Here is a 19,939-nt window from a genome sequence, read left to right as displayed (position 1 = left end):
AAAGACGGCTAACAATGTTGGCCGTCTTTAATTATATTTAACTTTTTGTTTTTTCTTAATTAAAAAGGGGAAAATAGCAATATCTTAAACAGAAAATGGGAGATGAGCTATCTTGCTTCAGGCAGCTTTTTGGGGTGCTTTTGCCGGATCACCCATCTTCTTTGGCGCGTTGGTAGGGCTTTTCACCAATCTTCCAAAGAAGATAACCGGACTAATTATGTCATTTGGAACAGGTGTATTAATAGGAGCTGCTTCATTTGAATTGCTGACAGAAGCAGTAAATGAAGGTGGTTTATGGGCAACATCACTTGGATTCCTTTCCGGGGCTTTAGTTTTCACTTTTTCTGAGGCCATTATTTCAAAAAAAGGAGGAAGTGAACGTAAGCGATCAAAAAAGAGGCCTGAAAATCATTCCGGTTTATCAATCTTTATCGGGACAATAATTGACGCCGTTCCGGAGTCAATTATTATTGGAGTAAGTTTACTAGAACAGGGAACGGTTAGCTACTTAATGGTTATTGCTGTTTTAATAAGTAATTTTCCTGAGGGTCTTTCAAGTACTGTTGGACTGAAACATGATGGCTATAAACGTAAGAAAATATTGCTAATGTGGCTAATCGTTGTGTGTCTTTCATCCATTAGCTCTTTATTAGGCTTTGCACTACTTCAACATGCACCAAGTCACGTTGTTTCAATCATTTCAGCTTTTGCAGCTGGCGGAATTTTTGCGATGGTTTCCTCAACAATGATGCCTGAAGCATTTGAGGAAGGTGGTGCAGTTGTAGGCTTCGTTGCTTCCTTAGGACTTTTGGCTTCATTGTTTTTAGCAAGCATATAAACGGTTTAAAGGGGCTTCTCCAAAATGGAGAACCCCTTAGTTTTATTTATCCAGTTAAAATATCTTCTTCCGGATAACGAATCTTTTCTTTTGATGGTGTTGCTAAAGAAAACATTAAGGTTAATGGACCAAGTTTGCCCAAGATCATAATGAAGATAATAAGCTGTTTTCCAACAGATGATAGTGTCACTGTGAGCCCTGCAGAAAGACCGACCGTACCAAAGGCTGATACCACTTCAAACATGATATCAATAAATGAAGCATCTCTTTCTGTTAAATTTAATAGCAAGATACCAAGAATAACAAATACGATACTTATCATTGAAATTGCGAGTGCTTTCAAGAGAAATGTTGTATTTATTGTTCTTTTTAATATAACAATATCATTTTTCCCTCTTAAAAAGCTTATAGTTGCTAGGGCTATGATTAAGGCTGTTGTTAATTTAATTCCTCCGCCGGTAGACCCGCTCCCTGCTCCTATAAACATTAAAATAATGATAAAAAACAATGTTGTTTCGTCCATGCTTCCAATATCAATTGTATTAAATCCGGCCGTTCTTGGTGAAACAGCTTGAAAATAAGATGCCCAAAGCTTATCTTTTAATGTGAAATGACCAAGTGTTTCAGGGTTACTATATTCCAAACAAAAGATAAACAGCATTGCAACAATATTAATAATAAGAGTGCCAATAATCATCAATTTAGTATGAAGAGATAGCTTTTTGAACTTTCTCTTTTTCCACACATCGACTAAAACAGTAAAACCAATTCCTCCAATGATAAATAATATTGATATAACAATATTCACTAAAGGATCTCCTGCATATTGCATAAGATTATCCGACCAAAGTGCAAAACCTGCATTATTAAAAGCTGAGATTGAATGAAAAAAGCTAAAAAACAACCCCTTAGTCCATCCGAATTGCGGCACCCACCGAATAGAAAGGAAGATCATCGCAATCAGTTCAATCGTAATCGAAAAGACAAACAAGTATTTCACCAGCTTAATAATTCCACCAACAGATGTTTGGTTTAAAGCATGTTGCATAAGCAATCTTTCTTTAAGTCCTATCTTCTTTCCCAGCATCATGTAAATTAACACGGCAAATGACATGATTCCAAGGCCGCCAACTTGAATAAGAACGGCAATGATAAACTGACCAAAGGTTGTAAAGGTTGTAGCCGGATCTACTGTTGCAAGACCTGTTACCGTCATCGCTGAGGTACTAATGAATAATGCATCTACCCATTTAATCTCCTCATGAGTAGAAAAAGGTAACTTTAAAACACATGTTCCTACGGCTATCGACACAACAAAAACAAGTACCAGCAACTGTGAGGGATTCATTTTAATGAATTTTTTCACTTTACATACCAGATTCTTCAAAATTAATAATATCTTTATTTTTACCAATTATCAGTAGGACATCACCTACAGTAATCCTTTCATCATCTGAAGGTGATACACAAATGTCTTCTCCTCTTTGAATACCAACAATATTACAGCCATATTTTGAAGGGATATTTAAATCATAAATTGTCTTATTACATAGTTTTTTTGTGGCAACGACTTCTACAAGACTGTACTCCCTTGATAACTCAATATAATCAATCATTTTTTCAGATATAATATGATGGGCAATTCGCTTTGCCATATCCCGCTCAGGATGAATCACTCGGTTTACACCAATTTTATCTAATACCTTTTGATGGTAGTCATTTTGAGCTTTTGCCCATACCTGCGGAATGCCTAGATCTTTTAAAATAAGAGATGTTAAAATACTTGCTTCAATATCATCACCAAATGAAACGAAAGCATGGTCCACATTTCGAACCCCCAGCTGCTTTAAGATCGTTTCATCTATGGCATTTGCTCTAACTGCATGTGTCGCATAAGGAGCATACTGTTGGACCTTTTCCTCACTCTTATCAATCGCAAGAACCTCAATTCCAAGCTCATGAAACTCCTTTACAAGACTTCCACCAAAACGACCTAAGCCAAATACTGCAAATTGCTTCTTCACAAAAATTCCTTCTTTCAATGCATAATGTAGTCAGTTACTTATGTTTTTAAAAACAACGCGTACAAATAGTTTCAAAACAACCCAAAAAGACACAAGGGTAGTGAGTCCCTGTGTCTTTTCATAAGCACATGGTCATCCCTTTAACGCTTGCGGAGTTAGCTGTCGGATTCGGGCAAAAGAGTAGCCCTACAAACCATCTATAAAGATGTTTGATTCACCCCAAGTCTGTTAAGACACTTTCATGGGTCCCCCGCTCCTATTTTTATAGGATTAAGCGATCTTTGATCATCTATTCTTTTTTTGTTTGAAAACGTGCTTTTCTTACTAAGTAGTCGACTAACTTAATCATTCATATTATTTATGAATGTAATCTTACTCCCCTCACCAATCAATCGTAAAGCATGAAAAAGCCCATTTTTTGATAAAATTTGTTCAAAATCACTCAATTAATCGTTTACATCTATTGTTTCCTTATTCAATCGTCTTATTTTATTCTTTTCCTAGGTTATATTTTATAAAACAAAAAAGACACAAGCATCGTCTGCTGTGTCCATATCTTTAGTGATTACTTTTTTTATTCACTGGCTCCTCATCATCCATGAGACCCTTTGTTGCATTTTTAAATTCTCTAAGTGTTTTACCGGCAGCCTTTCCCAATTCCGGTAATTTTTTAGGTCCAAATAATAATAATGCGACAAACAAGATAAGTAAGATTTCTCCGAATCCCAAATTCATGTGTACACACTTCTTTCTTAAAGAGTGATAGACTTTACCTAACATTATAAATGAATCTTATTATTGAATCAAAATAAGTTTTTAGATTTTTCGGATTTGAAAATAAAAAAGAAGTGAAATAAATAAACCGATGATGACTGCTGTTGGGACAATGATAGATAAATGAAGTTCCTCTTTGTTCTGATCTACCACTTCTTCATTTGTAACGATCTCACTTTTCATTTGTTCGTTTTTCTCTTCATTTTCAACTTGATCAAGTTCTACTTCTGTTATAATCCTTTGGTCCTCACCCTTGACGATAAGTTCACCAGATGGAGTTACCTCTTTTTCAATCGTTTCTCCCTTTCGTTTTGTAAACGATGTATCTTCTGTAACCAGGAAGGAATGATCAAATCCATCTGTGAATTTTTCATTTTTTAGTACAAGATCTGTTTCAAAGTGTTCAAAACCATAATCCAATAAGGTGATCGTGTCATCGTAGGATTGCTGACTGTACATTGAATTTAGCGTTACAGCAATCAAACTTATATTCTCTCGTTCAGCTGTTGTGACAAGAGTAAATCCCGCTTCCTGGACAAACCCGTTTTTTCCACCCTTTATTCCTTCATACTCCTTGTCTCGTACCATTTCATGATGATTAATAAGAGTTGTATCCCAGCTCTCTCCATCCCATTTCAATTCACTCGTTTGAAAGATGTCTCTAAATGTTTGATTTTGTATTGCATATTGCGTAATTTTGGCCATATCCTCTGCTGTTGTTAAATGATCTGGTTCATGAAGTCCATGCGGGTTTGAGAAATGGGTATTTTCTACTCCCACTTCTTGTTGTAAAAATTCATTAAAATCTTCGGTAAATTGTTCAACAGAACCACTAAGATGTTCTGCAATAGCAACTCCTGCATCATTTCCGGAATTAATAACTAAGCCTTGGATTAACTTTTTTAATGGAACCTGTTCACCTGCTTCCAGGTATACTCTAGTTCCATCCACATTTCTTGCATTCTCACTAACAGTCACAAGATCATTTATATTCCCTTTTTCAATTGCATAAATAGCTGTAGCAATTTTCGTTATACTTGCCGGTGGAAGCTTCTCTTTACTATTTTTTTCGTAAAGGACCTCTCCTGAATCAGCATCAATCAGAACAACAGCTTCACTATAAAGCTGTAAATTCTTATTCTCCATGTTTGCGGCAGCATCCACTTCCATGGTTTTTGGCAATATAAATGAGCATATGACGAAAGCAATCAGAACATACTTAAGGTAGAATTTTTTCATGATGCTACTCCTATACTTTATCGTTCTTATTCTTTCTTGAATAGAATAACAAGCCCTAACTGAAAAAAGCAATGTCAGTATTTTGAAACTAACCCTACTTATTTCCTACTAGTAATTGAGGGATTGACTCTCACAAAAAGAGAATTTATACTATAGACTGACGAACGTAAGGAAGGTTGATAATATGTCTGCTTCTAAAATTAAAAATGCTGCATTAATTCAATTTGCACAAAATGGTTATGATGGCACATCTCTTGCAACTATTGCCAAAGATGTCGGCATAAAAAAACAATCCATTTATGCACATTTCTCTGGTAAAGACGAATTATATTTCACGATACTCGAAGAAGTAATCATAGATGAAAAACAATATTTACAAGATTATTTTTCAAGTTTTCACACACTATCATTACATGATAAGCTCTTTCAGTTTTTATCTGACTATGGTAAACGCTATGAGACACATCCATCCACCATGTTTTTGTTGCGAAACGCTTTTCTTCCTCCATCCCATTTGTATGAGCAAATGATGGAGAAAGTGTATCAATATTTAGATGGTATCGAACTTCTCTTGCTTCAGTATTTAGAGTCGCAACGAACGGCTTTTCAAGTATCTGCGGAAGAAGTAGCCATTTCCTATATCGCTCTTATTGATTCACTTCAAATAGAACTCCTTTATAGTGGAAGAGATCGATTTCAAAGAAGACTTCATGCTTCCTGGAACATTTTTTGGAGAGGAATTACGGTTCAAAAGGAGGAAGAACACAAAAATGAATAAATATTGGTTTCTTGTCTATATATCAACATTTTTTGAGGTTAGTTGGGTAACAGGTTTAAAACATGCAACAACTGGCTTGGAATGGGCTGGTACCCTAATATGTATTTTCGTAAGTTTTTATTTATTAATTACTGCAACTAAAAAACTTCCGATTAGTACTGTATATGCAGTGTTTACAGGGTTAGGAGCTGCTGGTACTGTCATTGTCGAGCTTGTCCTCTTTTCAAATGAGGTAGACTGGTTAAAGCTTATTTTATGTGCTGTCCTAATTACAGGGGTTGTCGGCCTTAAAATGGTTACGACCGAACCTGGTCAGCCTGTGAAAGGAGAGAACTAAGATGGATTGGTTTTTCCTAATTTTAGCCGGTCTCTGTGAAGTAGCAGGTGTTGCTGCAATTGCCCGTTTCAATGAGAAAAAGAATCTATTAAATGGACTATTTCTAATCTTAGGGTTTGGTACGAGCTTTTTATTGTTAACGTTAGCGTTAGAAACGATTTCAATGGGAACCGCTTATGCTGTTTGGACAGGAATCGGCACAGCTGGTAGTGCATTGTTTGGTATTTTGTTTTTAAAAGAACCTGCCGAATGGAAACGCGTTTTGTTTATTGCTTTAATCATATCCGCGACTGTTGGATTAAAGTTTTTGCCATCTTAAATTTGCATGAAGAATTCATGAGTAGGAAGACAGCGTTTAAACGACTGCCCTCCTACTCTTTTATATTCTAGGTTTTGTCGGATCACAAGATGGCATTTTAGTTTGGGCAGATTCCGCCACCTTCATTAAGTAATAACATTCCTCTCTCATCATATGATCTGCCATCAAAGGTGAAAACGTGCTGAGCATTTCCTTATTCAGCTCCATTTCTTCAACTTCGGCCAAAAATCCTCTAAACAACTCAATTTCAAGCTGAACTTCTTTGTTCATTCTTGTTAAAGCAGGAAATGAATCAATATTAGCTCGTAAGTATCCTGATAACTCGATTGCTTTTATATAAAACTCTTCAAATTCTTTTACATATTCATCACTTTTCCGTTTTAACTTTTTTTCAGTTGCATCTAATTCATCGGAAATAGCTCCTGCATGACCTGCTGCATCTAATAGCCACAATAAGTGATGGTGCAGCTCGTGAAAGATCGGTGGTGCTTCCTTTCTTTTTAAATAAGAGAGAACAAGTAAATATTCTTCGAGCTCATTCACCATATGATTAATAAAAGTTGGTGTGAGATGAATCTTTATTTCCCCTGAAATATGTCTTTTAATGATTGAAAGCTTAAACTCACGAAACTCCTTAGCATACTCCTCAGCTTCTAATGTTAATGCTGTTAGATTAGATTGTTCTCTTGATTTTTTTAATAAGGTATCGAATATATCTTTAAATCTCCTTGCTTTTTCAATATCCTGTGTTTCCATGACAACCAATGATTCCAGAATAAATCTTGCATGGTCACCCAGTACCTGTAGCCAAAATTGATGTTCAAATGCTGCAGCTTCCTCAAATGTTTTCACTTTTTTCCTCCTCTCAACAATCTTCATTTAAATGTATGTTTATAGAGCTTGTATTAGTAAAAGGAGAATGAATGAGGAATAGGACAATTTCATCATGGAATATATATATCCATGTTCACACAATACAAACAAGGAGGGTTTCTTCATGTTTTTTCACATCAAGGAACTTCAATACAACGCGAAACCCGATCGTCCTGATGCTGCTTACGCCAAAAAACTTCAGGAAATCTTAGGTGGTCAATTTGGTGAAATATCAGTTGCCCTACAATACTTATTTCAAGGCTGGGCAACAAGATGTCCAGGAAAGTATAAGGATATGTTATTAGATATAGGAACAGAGGAACTTGCACATATTGAAATGCTTTCGGTCATGATCGGCAGATTACTAGATAATGCCCCTTTAAAAGACCAAGAAGAAGCTGCCAAAAACCCTGTTATCGAAGCTGTACTTGGGGGGATGAATCCACAACATGCGATTGTTTCGGGTTTAGGCGCAATGCCTGCTGATAGTGTTGGTAACCGATGGACAGCAGATTATATTATTGCTAGTGGTAATTTATTAGCTGATTTTCGTGCGAACCTTAATGCCGAGTCACAAGGACGATTACAAGCTGTTCGTTTGTATGAGATGACAGATGACCGCGGAGTAAAAGATATGCTCTCATTTTTAATTGCACGAGATCGCATGCATCAAAACCAGTGGTTAGCAGCCATCGCTGAGCTTGAAGCGAAGGAAGGAAGAACAGTACCAAATACATTCCCAATACAATTAGAGGCACAGGAGTTCTCTTATAAATTTATGAATCTCTCAAGAGGAGAAGAAAGCGCAAGAGGCCGTTGGGCAAGTGGACCAAGTATGGATGGTCAAGGTGTATTTGAATATGTCCAGCACCCACAACCACACGCACCAAAACCAGTTCCACGTCCAGCACCGCCTGAATATCACAACACACCCCCAAGTAGTTGTTAACAAAAAGCGCGGCGTCCTTCTCCTCCTGGCTAGGTGCTATAGCTGGATGCCAACATGCTTATCCATTGTACAAGAATTTTTAATTTCCTATAAACAAAAAGGTCCTCATATCTTCAATAGGAGGACCTTCATTTACTTAATGAAAAATATGTTTTTCCCAATATACCATATGTTCGTCCTGTTCCACCTTATTCATGAACAGTTTTTCTAATACACGTATTGATGCCTCGTTGGTTTTTAAGCATTCTGCCACGATTTTATTTACTTTACCTGTTTGAAAAGCCCAGTTAACTAATGCTTCAACTGCCTCGGTAGCATACCCTTTGTTTTGTTCATCAGGAGAAATTCCGTATCCGACCTCTACAACACCATCAACAGGCTTTCCTTTAAAACCTATATCCCCAATTAATTGTTGATCTGTCTGAGAGAATACGAGCCACACTCCCCATCCAAAAAGTTCTTGATCCGATTCCAGCTCTTCCAAATACAGTTGGATATGAGGCTTTACTTCTTCGTAGCTTTCAAATAAATCTCGTGTACAAGGCTTGATGTTTAATCGTTTCGTCTTAATCTCCATAGGTTTTCCTCACTCTTTTACTATTCTTTCAATAGACTTTATAATTGGAAGTTGAATCGAGATAGTTGTTCCATTAGAATTACTATCAATACTAATAGCTCCATTATGATGTTTCACAATTTCAAAACTAACCATTACCCCAAGACCTGTACCATTTTCTTTTGTTGTAAAAAAAGGTTCTCCTATTTTATCAAGAATCTCCACCGGTATTCCCGGTCCTTGATCTTGAATGTTTATCACAACAAAATAATCATCGTGTTGGTCAATAGTTAGTGTAATGGTCCCTTCATTTTCCATTGCTTCTATTGCATTTTTTATAAAATTAATAAACACCTGTTTGAGTTTATTTTCATCGCATAATACAAATAAAGGGTCTGAATGGAACTTAGTTGTTATATGTACATTATGTAAAATTGCTTGAGATTTGGTAAGGGCAACAACATGTTTTAAAATACTTTGAATCTCTATATGGCGATACCGTTCTAATTGGGGCTTGGCCAATGCCAATAGTTCACTCAGGATTATTTCTATGCGATTTATTTCAGCAGAGATCACCGAAAAAAATTCTTGATTATAGTTTTTTCCGCTATCCATTAACTGCAAAAATCCTTTTATTGCAGTAATCGGATTGCGAATTTCATGAGCAATACCTGCTGCCAATTGTCCGGCAACTGTTAATTTTTCCGAGTTAATCATCATTTCATGTGCCAGTTTTCTTTCTGTAATATCTCTAATAATGAAATAAACTGCTTGATCCTCTAAGAATATGGTAGGAATGGTCTTCACCTCAACATCTAGTTCTTTATTGTTCAGCTGTACCATTTTTACTTCGTGTAAATCCGATGCCTGCCCTTTTTCAGCCATACTTAAATTTTTGATAAGCCTGCCTGAATATTCTCGAAAAATCCGCTTACATCTTTACCCAAAATATCCTTAACATCATTTCCTCCGAGTAACTCCGAAGCTTTTTTGTTAGCAAAAACAACATGTTGCTCCTGGATTATGATCACTCCATCAGGAGAATGCTCTATTAGACTGCGATGGAGCTGTTCACTTTCCTTTAACTTCCTTTTTGCTCATTCGAATTAGTGATATTCTTTGCTATTCCATATACACCGATAATCTCATTATCCACAATGATAGGAGAATTTGTCACTTCCAAATCCACTTTGTTGTTATTTTTAGATATAATTGTACATTCGTATTTTTGAATAGCTCCTGTTATCGAGTACTGAAACTTTGTCACTACATCTTCAAGATGCTTATTAATGATAAGCTCTTTATAAGAGAGACGAATTAATTCATCCTGTGTATATCCCGATATCTTTTCACATGCTTTATTTGCTTTTACATAATTCCCTTCTAGATCCATAGCATAATAAGCTTCAGACTTTGACTCGTCAAACAGTTGTTTAACTAACACACTATCTCTTATAAAGATTTCCAGTTTTTCTCTCTTTTTCTCTATTGTTATGCTATTCATGGTGTTCCCCTTCCTAGTTTTCATATGAATCTAGTTAAATAGATATGTATGTATGAACTAGTACCCATTTTTTATTGTACACTATCTAGTTTTCAAACTCTTCCCTTTTTTCATAATGATTCATTCACATTGATGAAAAAAGCGAAAAAGCTGACAATCAGTAAATGATCCGAAGGGGGATAGATCATTTCATCATGTCAGCTTTATTATATATAAAGAGTAATGGCTTTTCCTATTGCAAGATGTGAGTATTATGCATTTGTTGCTTCACTAGTTGTTAGCTTGATCTGAACAGTAACTTTTTCACCTGCACGGTATAGCGTTACGTCTATTTCATCACCTATTTCTGTCTCGGTATATAGAAACTTTCTTAGGTCACTTGCATTCGTAATTGCCTGATCATTCATAGAAACGATCACATCTTGTTGCTGTAATCCTGCCTCATCAGCCGGGGAGTTTGGTGAGACAGTCCCAACGACCACACCTTCTTTTACATCCGCTGGCAGGTTCATTTGTTCTTGCAAATAATACTGAGGTATTTCACTCATTTCTACCAAACCTACACCTAGAAACGGCCGTTGGATTTTCCCATTATTCATTAACTCTTCAGCAATAGGTAGCACATCATTACTCGGAATAGCAAATCCTAAACCTTCTACACCACTTTCGGTAATCTTTAAACTATTGATTCCAATAACCTGTCCGCTCATATTGATAAGAGGCCCCCCGCTATTACCAGGGTTTATCGCTGCATCTGTTTGCAGAACATCCAGCGCCCAATTTCCTTCAGAAGTTGTGACATCAATGGTTCGATCAACTCCACTTATAATCCCTTGTGTGACAGTTCTTGTGAACTCTTCACCTAGCGGATTTCCAATTGCAATCACATCTTCTCCTGTACGAAGTTCTGAAGAATCACCCATCTCAGCTACGACTGTCACGTGTTCAGCATTAATTTTCAGGACTGCAATATCTGTTAATGCATCTGTCCCCACTAATTCTGCTTCAACTTTATCACCGCTATAAAGTGTGACCTCAATCGATTGTGCACCCTCAATAACATGGTTATTTGTAATAATATAACCTGCGTCTCCCTCTTTCTTAAAGATCACTCCTGAACCTGTTCCACTTTGAACACTTTCACCTGTGGAGTTTTGAAAGATGTCTCCATTTTTTTGCGTTTGTAAATTGGTAATACCTACAATTGTCGGTGAAAGGCTGTCTACTATATCAGCAATTGAATTTGAGCCTGTTGATAGTGTTTGTGTAGCAGCCTGAGAGGTTGAACTTTCATTTTGAGCAGCTGTTTCGACAGCTGGGTTATTTTCTGTGACACTTGGTTGTTGATCGTTAGTAAGTGTCGTTACACCCAGTACAAGTGCTCCACCAACAACACCGCTAATGATGGAAGAAAGAACTGGTTTAAAGCTTCTTCGCGGTTTTTTATATTCACGTGTTATTTCAGTTTCATCATAATATCCCATGTTAACATCCTCCTGTTATTCTTTTTTGAATTTTATATTTAGGCACCCTGTGAACTTACAAATCCACCAATGACGATTAAAAGTAAGAGTAGAGAAATTCCTGTAAAAATTATAGCTCTCATTGTTTTTTAGATCTCCTTTTTGGAATCAACTTTATTTACTTGCTATTTGATTAGCTTAAGTATATGAAAAGAGTTTGGGATAATAATGAGAGAATTATGGGAAATTGTGAAAATAGTGAACGAGAAAGAATGAAGATTGTATAATAGCGTTGAGAGGAAGTGAAACAATGAGTTACAACGTCTATTTAGTCGAAGATGAACAAAATTTAAATGAATTACTGACAATGTACTTAAAGAATGAAAGTTGGTCTGTTACGTCCTGCCTGACAGGTTCTGAAGCCAGAAACTTAATAAACACTCCACCACATTTATGGATATTAGATATCATGCTGCCTGATGTTGATGGTTATCAATTAATTAGAGAAATTAAGGCTGCTACACCCGATGTGCCTGTTATTTTTATTTCAGCAAGGGATGCGGATATTGACCGTGTTTTAGGCTTAGAGCTGGGAAGTGATGATTACATTTCAAAACCATTTCTTCCCAGAGAACTAGTAATTCGTGCTCAAAAACTGCTTTCAAGAACTTATGTAGAGGAAACAAGTACTCAAGGCCACTTAATTCAGCTCGATCCATATGAAATTGATGAACAAGTCCGTATCGTTTATTTTAAAGGAGAAGAAGTTAATCTTACTTCAAAGGAATTTGATCTTCTTCAGCTTTTCCTTCATAACAAAGGGCAGGCTTTTTCCAGAGAACAAATATTAACAAATCTGTGGGGAGAAGATTACTTTGGAACAGATCGGGTCGTTGATGATTTGGTAAGAAGGTTACGGAAAAAAATGCCGGAACTTAAATTAGAAACAATCTACGGCTTTGGATACAGGATGTTAAAGGGATGAGAAACAAACCGTTAGCCTTTCAAATTTGGATTGTTTTCTCAGGCATTCTGCTTGCGATATCCCTATTATTAGTTATATTATTTCCCACTACATTAAGAGGATTTTTCACAAAAGAAATTTATAAAACGATTGAAAATGAACAGCTTGTGGTAATGGAGTACGGAAATCTTGATAATACTCTTGGAATTGAAAAACAAAACGATCGTTCTGTTACCCACTTATTCCTTCCGATTCAACGATCTTTTTACTTTTATAAAAATGAAATTGACCTGCCAGTTGATTTTCTTAGACAAACACAAGAATTAGCAGCTAATCAAAAATCATCAGTTTATCAGTACGAGAAAAACTTAAAAAACCAAACACTGTTTTATGTTATACGCAAAATTTCTGTAAATGGGGAACCTAGCTACCTCCTTTCTTACTCTTGGGATTCCTATCGAAATGATCTTGTCTTTACTCTATATAAGAGATTAATGATTGTAATGGGGATCGTCTTTTTATTTAGCTGGATTCCCTCAATATGGTTAGCACGCTATTTATCAAAACCGATTGTGAAGCTTGAAAAACACGTAAAAAATATCGCTGATCAAGAATGGCATGAGCCTGTTGAAGTTGACCGCAATGATGAAATTGGGAAGTTGGGACAAACCATTGAAAAAATGCGTCAGCATTTAGTGAGAAAGGATGAAGCACAGCAGACTCTGCTCCAAAATATCTCTCATGATTTAAAAACACCTGTCATGGTTATCAGAGGGTATGCAAGGTCTGTGAATGACGGAATCTTTCCAAAGGGTGATCTTTCAAGTACGATGGATGTCATTGAAGATGAGTCAGAAAAGCTTGAGAAGAAAATAAAGGATTTGCTTTATTTAACAAAGCTTGACTTTTTATCTACCAGGAAGCCAAGAAAAAGTGAATTTCGCATTGATACTCTTATTCGCGAAGAAGTTGAACGAATAAAGTGGGCAAAGCCAGAATTAAATTGGAAGCTCTCATTAGAAGAAGAGATGATTGTTGGTGATTCGGAACAATGGGAAAAGCTTTTGGAAAACCTTTTTGAAAATTCGTTAAGGTATGCAGATCAAGTCATTTCCATTTCAATAAAGAAAGATCACTCTAACCTCCGTTTATCAATATGGAACGATGGACCTCAGATTGATGACGATATGTTGGAACAGCTTTTTGAGCCTTTTCAAAAAGGGCAAAGAGGGGAATTTGGAATTGGACTTAGCATTGTAAAACGGATTGCGGATTTACATGATGCTAAGGTTTGGGCAGTTAATGAACGAAATGGTGCTGCATTTTATATAGAGATTCCTAACAGGAAGTAGCCTGGCAAACTCATTGCCAGGCTTCTTTATAAGAGATGAAAGTATAAATATTCATACCAAGTATTGGTGTCTAGCTCCAGTGCCTATCACTTATTAAACTTCAGATCATCTCCCTACATAAGTCAACATCGGTTCGCTTACCGTGTTTCCTAAACCTTTAGTCGATGCTCCTCCAGTTTGTACGGCATGATCAAGGCGCTTTCGCTTTTCTTATTTTGGATAGGTCATTTCCTCTGGCTTAACATACTGCTCAAACTGCTCTGCTGTAAGTAATTGAAGCTTCAGAGCAGCTTCTTTTAAAGTTAACCCTTCTATATGAGCGAGCTTTGCAATTTTCGCTGCATTTTCATAGCCAATATGCGGATTAAGGGCTGTTACAAGCATTAATGAATCTTTCACATACTTTTCAATGACAGGTATATTTGCTTCAATACCTACAGCACAATTGTCATGGAAAGAAATCATACCATCTGATAAAAGTTGAACTGACTGTAAAAAATTATAAATAATGACTGGCTTAAACACATTTAATTCAAAGTTTCCTTGACTTGCAGCAAAGCCAATTGTTGCGTCATTCCCCATCACTTGAACGGCAACCATTGTTAGGGCTTCACTTTGCGTTGGATTGACTTTACCCGGCATAATCGAGCTTCCCGGCTCATTTTCAGGGATTGTAATTTCACCAATTCCACATCTCGGTCCACTCGCAAGCCATCTTACATCATTTGCAATTTTCATTAAATTGGCAGCTAATGCCTTTAACGCTCCATGAGCATAAACGGTCTCATCATGGCTAGTTAGCGCATGGAATTTATTGCGTGATGAGTGGAATTTCTTTTTTGTAAATTTACTAATTTCCTCTGCAACTCGATCGCCAAACTCCGGATGTGCATTTATCCCGGTTCCAACAGCAGTCCCGCCAATTGCTAAGTTTTTCATATAGTGAAGAGCCTGCTCTATCATTTCCTTCGTTTGCGAAAGCATGTGAGTCCAGCCGCTGATTTCCTGACCTAAGGTTAATGGTGTTGCATCTTGCAAATGTGTGCGACCAATTTTTACCACGTCATTAAATTGCTCTACTTTCTTATTTAATGTAGTAGATAGCTTTTCGATAGCCGGTATTAGTTTTGTTTCTACAGCTAACACACCTGCAATATGCATGGCTGTTGGAAACGTATCATTTGAACTTTGACTCATATTTACATCATCATTTGGATGGATAACTTCATCGATTCCTGCTTCCTTTAAAAGTTCATTTCCCCTTCTTGCAATAACCTCATTTACATTCATATTACTTTGTGTACCGCTTCCTGTTTGCCATACTACCAGCGGAAAATGGTCATTTAATCTTCCCTCAATAATCTCAACACATGCCTTAACAATTGCTGCCGCTTTTGATGTATGTAGTTTTCCAAGTGAATCATTAACAATTGCTGCACTTCGTTTTAAGATGGCAAAGCCGATAATCACCTCATTCGGCATTTTCTCTCCACCAATTTTAAAATTCTGCTTGCTTCGTTGTGTCTGTGCTCCCCAATACTTTTCAGCTGGTACTTGAATTTCACCCATTGTGTCTTTCTCTACACGATAATTCAAACCTGCACACCTCCGAAATTGAATGATTTCACTTCTTTAGTGTATATTTTTTCCTTTCTTTTTAAAAGAAATGTGATTTAATGATAGATTCGAGATAAAACAAATGGGTTCGTTTTGAATTAGTAGTTCATCGCAACAATCTTACTTAAACTAAACAAACCATTCTTTTTTTATATTTTCGAGTTATTGAGCGAGTTTTCATTAAGCAGTTTGATTTTATTCTCATACAGATATTGAAACCAATATAGTAAAAATGCTTTTGAAAAGAAATAAAGAAAAAATTGAATATTATTAAATCGGACTAGAGTATAATATCGTAGTTTTTTTGCTAAAAATGTGTAAGGAAATGCAAAAAATGCATGTACTAGTGCATTGATTAAAATAAACTTTTTAAAATGACCGTATGCTACTTTTAATGTCCACAATGAGATAAAAATAAATGGACCCGAATTAAATGGCAATTCACCAAATGAGTATGTGTTTGGCTTATTATAAAAGACCCAGTATTTGCGCTTCTTTCCGATACGAGCATGCAGTATCTCAATGATTCCAATAAGGAATGTAGATGGCAAAAATCTTTTTATATTCCCTTTTCCTAGAAAAGGTAATGCTGACCATGATAGTAGCATCATGAGTATATTCAGCACCCATTGATTTTTTATAGACATAAATAGTAGAACCCCCTCTTTTTTTATTAGGATTCTTTAAATCTTTATTACAATATTCATGACTATACTGTACTTTTGATTTGTTTTATTAAGAACTAAATAGGTGTTGGATGATCCAACACCTATTTTGATTTATTGAATTGTTTGTAACCCTGCTTGATTTAAAAATTCCATGGCTTGTTGTAATGTGGCTGGAAGAAGAAATCTACAAAGCCCAGCTCATCCATTGTCATCTTATTTTGAATGCATACAGACAATGTATTAATAGATTGGGTAACGTCCACCTTAGACATGACTTGAGCTCCGACAATTCGTCTTGTGTCTTCTTCATAGACTACTTTTAAATTGATATCTTCAAAAGTCGGCATGAATTCAGGTCGGTCATGTTCCAATATTGTGATACTTTTCACATTCATACCCATATGAAGTGCTGAAGTTTCTGTTAATCCAGTTGTCGCAATATTTTGGTCATAAATTTTAATACCAGATGTACCTTGGGTTCCCATATAGCGAATAGTAGGTTTAACTAAGTTTTTCGCTACTAATGTGCCCATTCTTACCGCATTTGTTGCCAGAGGGATGTAAGCATACTTACCAGTTGGATTGTAGCGAATAGCACAGCTGTCTCCTGCAGCAAATACATCCTTATTACTTGTTCTCATATAATCATCGACTATAATTGCCCCATTATCAAGCATCTCAATTTGACCTTTTACTAATTGAGTATTCGGCTGAAAACCAATGCAAAGGATAACGAGTTCTGCCTCATACGTTCCTTTCGTTGTTTCCACACGACTTACATGACCATCCTGCCCTACAAAACGAGTGACTGTTTCTCCTAAAGCCAGTTTCACGTCTCTAGCTTGAAAATCCTGTTCAATCACATCAGTAAATGCTTGATCTAAATACTTGCTCAATATTCTTTCTTCTCCATCAATAAGTGTCACCTTCTTACCGCTCATTTCAAATGCTTCTACTAATTCAATCCCTATATAGCCTGCGCCAACAACAACGATGTTTTGTACATCTTTTGCTTTTTCAATAATTGTATTAGCATGATGGAAGTTTTTACATAATAGGACATTTTCCATTTCAATGCCCTCAATTTTGGGGATAACCGGCCAAGAGCCTGTTGTTAAAACGAGTTTATCAAATGTATCATGTACAATTGAATTTGTTGTTAAGTTTTTTGCCGTAATCGTTTTTTCTTCAATATTAATATCATTTACTTCATGCTTCATTCGCATGATTACACCGAGATTTATTAATTCCTGAGGAGTACAATAAAATAAACCATTTGGATCCTCCACAACTCCACTTACATGTAAAGCAATGCCGCAAGATAAAAAGGAAATATTATCATTTTTTTCGTAAACTGTGATTTCTGCCTCCGGGTATTGTTTTACCATATTTGAAACAGCAGCAGTTCCTGCGTGTGTACATCCAATAACAGCAATTTTCATTTTAATTCCTCCTAAGAATATATTGTGAAGTATTTCACATAAACTTGTGAAACGTTTCACATTCACTTGATGACTTTATTATAATCCACTCTTTTTAAAAATACAATACCATTTGTGAAGTTTTTCACAAAATAGTCTTAAAAGATGTGTGAACCCTCATGACAGCAGCTCACACCTACAGACTTTTTTATTTTTCTTCTTCTATAAATTCAATGACCACACCATCTACATGCTTGCGATTCATTAATTTCTTCTTTTTCCGCACATCTTTTGCATCAAAAACCTGATCCATGTCATATTGTTCGGGATATAATTCTTCTGCCTTGATAAAAGGTTTCACTCGTTTATGATTGATTGTCACTTTTTCTCCTTTTACAACCAGCGTCAGTTCTCCCATTGCATTCATTGTTTTTTCAACTATTCCCTTTGTTTGAAGGTGTTGAATCCAAACAGAGTCTCCTATTTGATAGGATTGAATTTGTTGTTTTTCTTTATGTGCAACCTTTTCATCTAATCTTTCTCTTTCTTTTGTAGCAGGAATTATCGTTAAATCTTCAATAGATTGGCGGCTGGATATTTCCTTTGCTCTTTGGATAATACCCATTGGCATTCCTAATTTTTGAGCAATTGAGAACGCTTGACTGTCCCCCCTTTTCCAATAATTAATTGATATAAAGGTTGCAGGGTTCCAATGTCAAACCCCATAGATCCGTTTTGGAAACCAGCTGCCTTTTCAGCAAAATCTTTTATTTCACTATAATGTGTTGTTGCAACAAGCATCGCCCCTGAATGATAAAGTGCTTCAAGGATTGAAATCGCTAATCCCATCCCTTCTCTCGGATCTGTCCCTGAACCAATTTCATCAAGAATCACAAGTGTGTCTTTTCGTGACTTATTTAATATCTCAATGACATTGGTAATATGTGATGAAAATGTGCTTAAGGAATGCTCAATGCTTTGCTGATCACCAATGTCTACATATATATCTTTTACGATACAAAAGTTGCTGTTAGGATCTGCTGGAATATGCAATCCTGATTGAACCATCATAGCAAGTATTCCTATCGTTTTAATCGTGACAGTTTTACCACCTGTATTAGGCCCTGTTATAACTAGGGCCATGTATTCTTTCCCTAATGTCACTGACAGCGGAACAGCGTTTACTCCAAGTAATGGGTGTCTGGCACTCAGAATGTTAAATCCTTCACCTGGCAGAATGTTTACCTCATGTCCGTTCATATGTTTACTCAGCTTTGCCTTGGCAAAAATGAAGTCATACGACACCATTCCTTCAATATTAACAAGCAATTCCTGTTTATAAGCAGCTGTCATATCTGTTAATTGTCCTATAATCTTTTGAATTTCTACTTCTTCTTCTACCTTTAAATACGCAAGCTCGTCTTGTAACTTATTTAAATCATGAGGTTCCATAAAAACGGTTTGCCCACTTGAGGATTGATCAACAATCACTCCTGAAAATTTTCGTTTATATTCACTTTTAACTGGTACAACATAACGTCCATTACGAATACTGATCACTTGCTCCTGAAGGAAAGAAGAAGAACCCTTCATGATTTGTGCAAGTTTAGTTTTAATTTTTTCCTCAATAGCTACAAGTTTGCTTCTAATTTTCGTTAATGCTCTGCTTGCATAATCATCGACTTGATTATTTCGAATGCACCTTGTTATTTCTTCTGCAAGATCGGTTAGTTCATAAAGAGAGTATGCATAAGAACTAACTGTTGGGGCGTGATATTCCTGTTTCATCATAAACCGCTTTATTTTCTTCACACTATCTAGGAAATCTCCTAAAAACTCAAATTGTTCAGGAGTAGGCAAGTAGCCTTTATCAACTAGTGTAACAATTTGTTCTACTCCATGTAACGAATGAACAGGGATACTTGAAGATTTCTCAATGATTTTACATGCCTCAGTTGTTTCGTTTAGCCATCTTTTGATTTTTCTTTCCTCATCAATTGGCAAAAGCTCTAAAGCTCTTTGTTTTGCCGCTTCACTCATAGCGTAATCACTTAGTAATGCTAATACTTTATCAAATTCTAGACTTTCAATTGTTTTCTTGTTCAATGGTTGAACCTCCAATGGTGTAATTTATGAAGTTATAATAAAAGACTGGTTTCCATACTTTGTTGTTTTTAAGCTGTATTAAAAGTGAAAACTAGTTCGTTTCATTGCGCTCCAGTCACTTCATGCGCCGGGGAGGAAGCCGAGCCTCCTCAGCTTC

The 19,939-nt window shown here is 36.2% G+C and carries 21 protein-coding genes, 1 pseudogene and 1 riboswitch; of the genes and pseudogenes, 7 read left to right on the top strand and 15 right to left on the bottom strand.

Going from position 1 to position 19,939, the window contains the following annotated elements:
- The first annotated feature begins 112 nt into the window (after positions 1-112).
- The gene (locus AC0L8O_RS02195; protein ID WP_473446425.1) at positions 113-838 is read left to right on the top strand and encodes a ZIP family metal transporter; all 726 of its coding nucleotides are present in this window, start codon (positions 113-115) and stop codon (positions 836-838) included.
- Positions 839-884: 46 nt separating this feature from the next.
- Here the strand turns inward: AC0L8O_RS02195 and AC0L8O_RS02190 are convergent, their stop codons facing one another.
- The 4 genes from AC0L8O_RS02190 to AC0L8O_RS02175 form a co-directional block, all read right to left on the bottom strand.
- On the bottom strand, positions 885-2,186 hold the full coding sequence (locus AC0L8O_RS02190) for a TrkH family potassium uptake protein (protein WP_473448597.1): 1,302 nt from the start codon (positions 2,184-2,186) through the stop codon (positions 885-887).
- A 19-nt stretch (positions 2,187-2,205) separates the two neighbouring features.
- A complete protein-coding gene (locus tag AC0L8O_RS02185; RefSeq protein ID WP_026559079.1) occupies positions 2,206-2,862 on the bottom strand; it encodes a potassium channel family protein in 657 nt (218 codons plus the stop codon).
- Positions 2,863-2,991: 129 nt separating this feature from the next.
- Positions 2,992-3,149, bottom strand: a riboswitch (cyclic di-AMP (ydaO/yuaA leader).
- A 271-nt stretch (positions 3,150-3,420) separates the two neighbouring features.
- The gene (gene tatA / locus AC0L8O_RS02180; RefSeq protein WP_026559080.1) at positions 3,421-3,597 is read right to left on the bottom strand and encodes a twin-arginine translocase TatA/TatE family subunit; all 177 of its coding nucleotides are present in this window, start codon (positions 3,595-3,597) and stop codon (positions 3,421-3,423) included.
- An 81-nt stretch (positions 3,598-3,678) separates the two neighbouring features.
- Positions 3,679-4,875: a D-alanyl-D-alanine carboxypeptidase family protein gene (locus tag AC0L8O_RS02175; protein ID WP_473446424.1), complete on the bottom strand. Its 1,197-nt coding sequence runs from the start codon at positions 4,873-4,875 to the stop codon at positions 3,679-3,681.
- A gap of 184 nt (positions 4,876-5,059) precedes the next feature.
- On the opposite strand from AC0L8O_RS02175, the gene AC0L8O_RS02170 reads away from it, so the two are divergent.
- The 3 genes from AC0L8O_RS02170 to AC0L8O_RS02160 are packed head-to-tail and all read left to right on the top strand — an operon-like array spanning position 5,060 to position 6,309.
- Entirely contained in the window at positions 5,060-5,653 is a 594-nt protein-coding gene (locus AC0L8O_RS02170) for a TetR/AcrR family transcriptional regulator (protein WP_473446423.1), read from the top strand.
- A complete protein-coding gene (locus tag AC0L8O_RS02165; protein WP_473446422.1) occupies positions 5,646-5,990 on the top strand; it encodes a DMT family transporter in 345 nt (114 codons plus the stop codon). Before AC0L8O_RS02170 ends, AC0L8O_RS02165 begins: the two co-directional genes overlap by 8 nt.
- Before the next feature lies 1 nt (position 5,991).
- Positions 5,992-6,309, top strand: a complete 318-nt coding sequence (locus AC0L8O_RS02160) for a DMT family transporter (RefSeq protein ID WP_216776356.1) — start codon at positions 5,992-5,994, stop codon at positions 6,307-6,309.
- Positions 6,310-6,369: 60 nt separating this feature from the next.
- On the opposite strand, the gene AC0L8O_RS02155 is transcribed toward AC0L8O_RS02160, so the two are convergent.
- Complete coding sequence (locus AC0L8O_RS02155) at positions 6,370-7,161, bottom strand: DUF2935 domain-containing protein (protein ID WP_473446421.1); 792 nt, start codon at positions 7,159-7,161, stop codon at positions 6,370-6,372.
- Positions 7,162-7,306: 145 nt separating this feature from the next.
- Here AC0L8O_RS02155 and AC0L8O_RS02150 point away from each other — a divergent pair, with 145 nt between their 5' ends.
- Positions 7,307-8,131: a manganese catalase gene (locus tag AC0L8O_RS02150; RefSeq protein WP_026559085.1), complete on the top strand. Its 825-nt coding sequence runs from the start codon at positions 7,307-7,309 to the stop codon at positions 8,129-8,131.
- 136 nt (positions 8,132-8,267) lie between these two features.
- Here AC0L8O_RS02150 and AC0L8O_RS02145 read toward each other — a convergent pair whose 3' ends face one another.
- The 5 genes from AC0L8O_RS02145 to AC0L8O_RS02125 all read right to left on the bottom strand — a co-directional run bounded on the left by AC0L8O_RS02145 (position 8,268) and on the right by AC0L8O_RS02125 (position 11,675).
- Positions 8,268-8,708, bottom strand: coding sequence for a GNAT family N-acetyltransferase (locus AC0L8O_RS02145; RefSeq protein WP_473446420.1), 441 nt, complete (start codon positions 8,706-8,708; stop codon positions 8,268-8,270).
- A gap of 9 nt (positions 8,709-8,717) precedes the next feature.
- Positions 8,718-9,572, bottom strand: a complete 855-nt coding sequence (locus tag AC0L8O_RS02140) for an ATP-binding protein (RefSeq protein ID WP_473446419.1) — start codon at positions 9,570-9,572, stop codon at positions 8,718-8,720.
- 2 nt (positions 9,573-9,574) lie between these two features.
- Complete coding sequence (locus AC0L8O_RS02135) at positions 9,575-9,718, bottom strand: hypothetical protein (RefSeq protein WP_473446418.1); 144 nt, start codon at positions 9,716-9,718, stop codon at positions 9,575-9,577.
- 50 nt (positions 9,719-9,768) lie between these two features.
- Positions 9,769-10,191: a PAS domain S-box protein gene (locus AC0L8O_RS02130; RefSeq protein ID WP_473446417.1), complete on the bottom strand. Its 423-nt coding sequence runs from the start codon at positions 10,189-10,191 to the stop codon at positions 9,769-9,771.
- Between the two features lie 251 nt (positions 10,192-10,442).
- Positions 10,443-11,675: a S1C family serine protease gene (locus AC0L8O_RS02125; RefSeq protein WP_473446415.1), complete on the bottom strand. Its 1,233-nt coding sequence runs from the start codon at positions 11,673-11,675 to the stop codon at positions 10,443-10,445.
- A gap of 289 nt (positions 11,676-11,964) precedes the next feature.
- On the opposite strand from AC0L8O_RS02125, the gene AC0L8O_RS02120 reads away from it, so the two are divergent.
- Both AC0L8O_RS02120 and AC0L8O_RS02115 read left to right on the top strand, forming a co-directional pair.
- Positions 11,965-12,639, top strand: a complete 675-nt coding sequence (locus tag AC0L8O_RS02120) for a response regulator transcription factor (protein ID WP_473446414.1) — start codon at positions 11,965-11,967, stop codon at positions 12,637-12,639.
- On the top strand, positions 12,636-13,970 hold the full coding sequence (locus AC0L8O_RS02115; RefSeq protein ID WP_473446412.1) for an ATP-binding protein: 1,335 nt from the start codon (positions 12,636-12,638) through the stop codon (positions 13,968-13,970). The genes AC0L8O_RS02120 and AC0L8O_RS02115 overlap by 4 nt, the downstream gene beginning before the upstream one ends.
- Positions 13,971-14,180: 210 nt before the next feature.
- Here AC0L8O_RS02115 and fumC read toward each other — a convergent pair whose 3' ends face one another.
- The 5 genes and pseudogenes from fumC to AC0L8O_RS02090 all read right to left on the bottom strand — a co-directional run bounded on the left by fumC (position 14,181) and on the right by AC0L8O_RS02090 (position 19,782).
- Positions 14,181-15,566: a class II fumarate hydratase gene (gene fumC / locus AC0L8O_RS02110; protein WP_473446411.1), complete on the bottom strand. Its 1,386-nt coding sequence runs from the start codon at positions 15,564-15,566 to the stop codon at positions 14,181-14,183.
- A gap of 170 nt (positions 15,567-15,736) precedes the next feature.
- A complete protein-coding gene (locus AC0L8O_RS02105; RefSeq protein ID WP_473446410.1) occupies positions 15,737-16,234 on the bottom strand; it encodes a hypothetical protein in 498 nt (165 codons plus the stop codon).
- A 132-nt stretch (positions 16,235-16,366) separates the two neighbouring features.
- Positions 16,367-17,697: pseudogene (locus AC0L8O_RS02100) on the bottom strand (FAD-dependent oxidoreductase).
- 187 nt (positions 17,698-17,884) lie between these two features.
- The gene (locus AC0L8O_RS02095; protein WP_473446409.1) at positions 17,885-18,301 is read right to left on the bottom strand and encodes a hypothetical protein; all 417 of its coding nucleotides are present in this window, start codon (positions 18,299-18,301) and stop codon (positions 17,885-17,887) included.
- Between the two features lie 8 nt (positions 18,302-18,309).
- Entirely contained in the window at positions 18,310-19,782 is a 1,473-nt protein-coding gene (locus tag AC0L8O_RS02090; RefSeq protein ID WP_473446408.1) for an endonuclease MutS2, read from the bottom strand.
- Between the last annotated feature and the right edge of the window lie 157 nt (positions 19,783-19,939).

The organism is Metabacillus sp. KJ11-3, from assembly GCF_055808295.1.
This window is presented reverse-complemented; position numbering and strand designations above follow the sequence as displayed.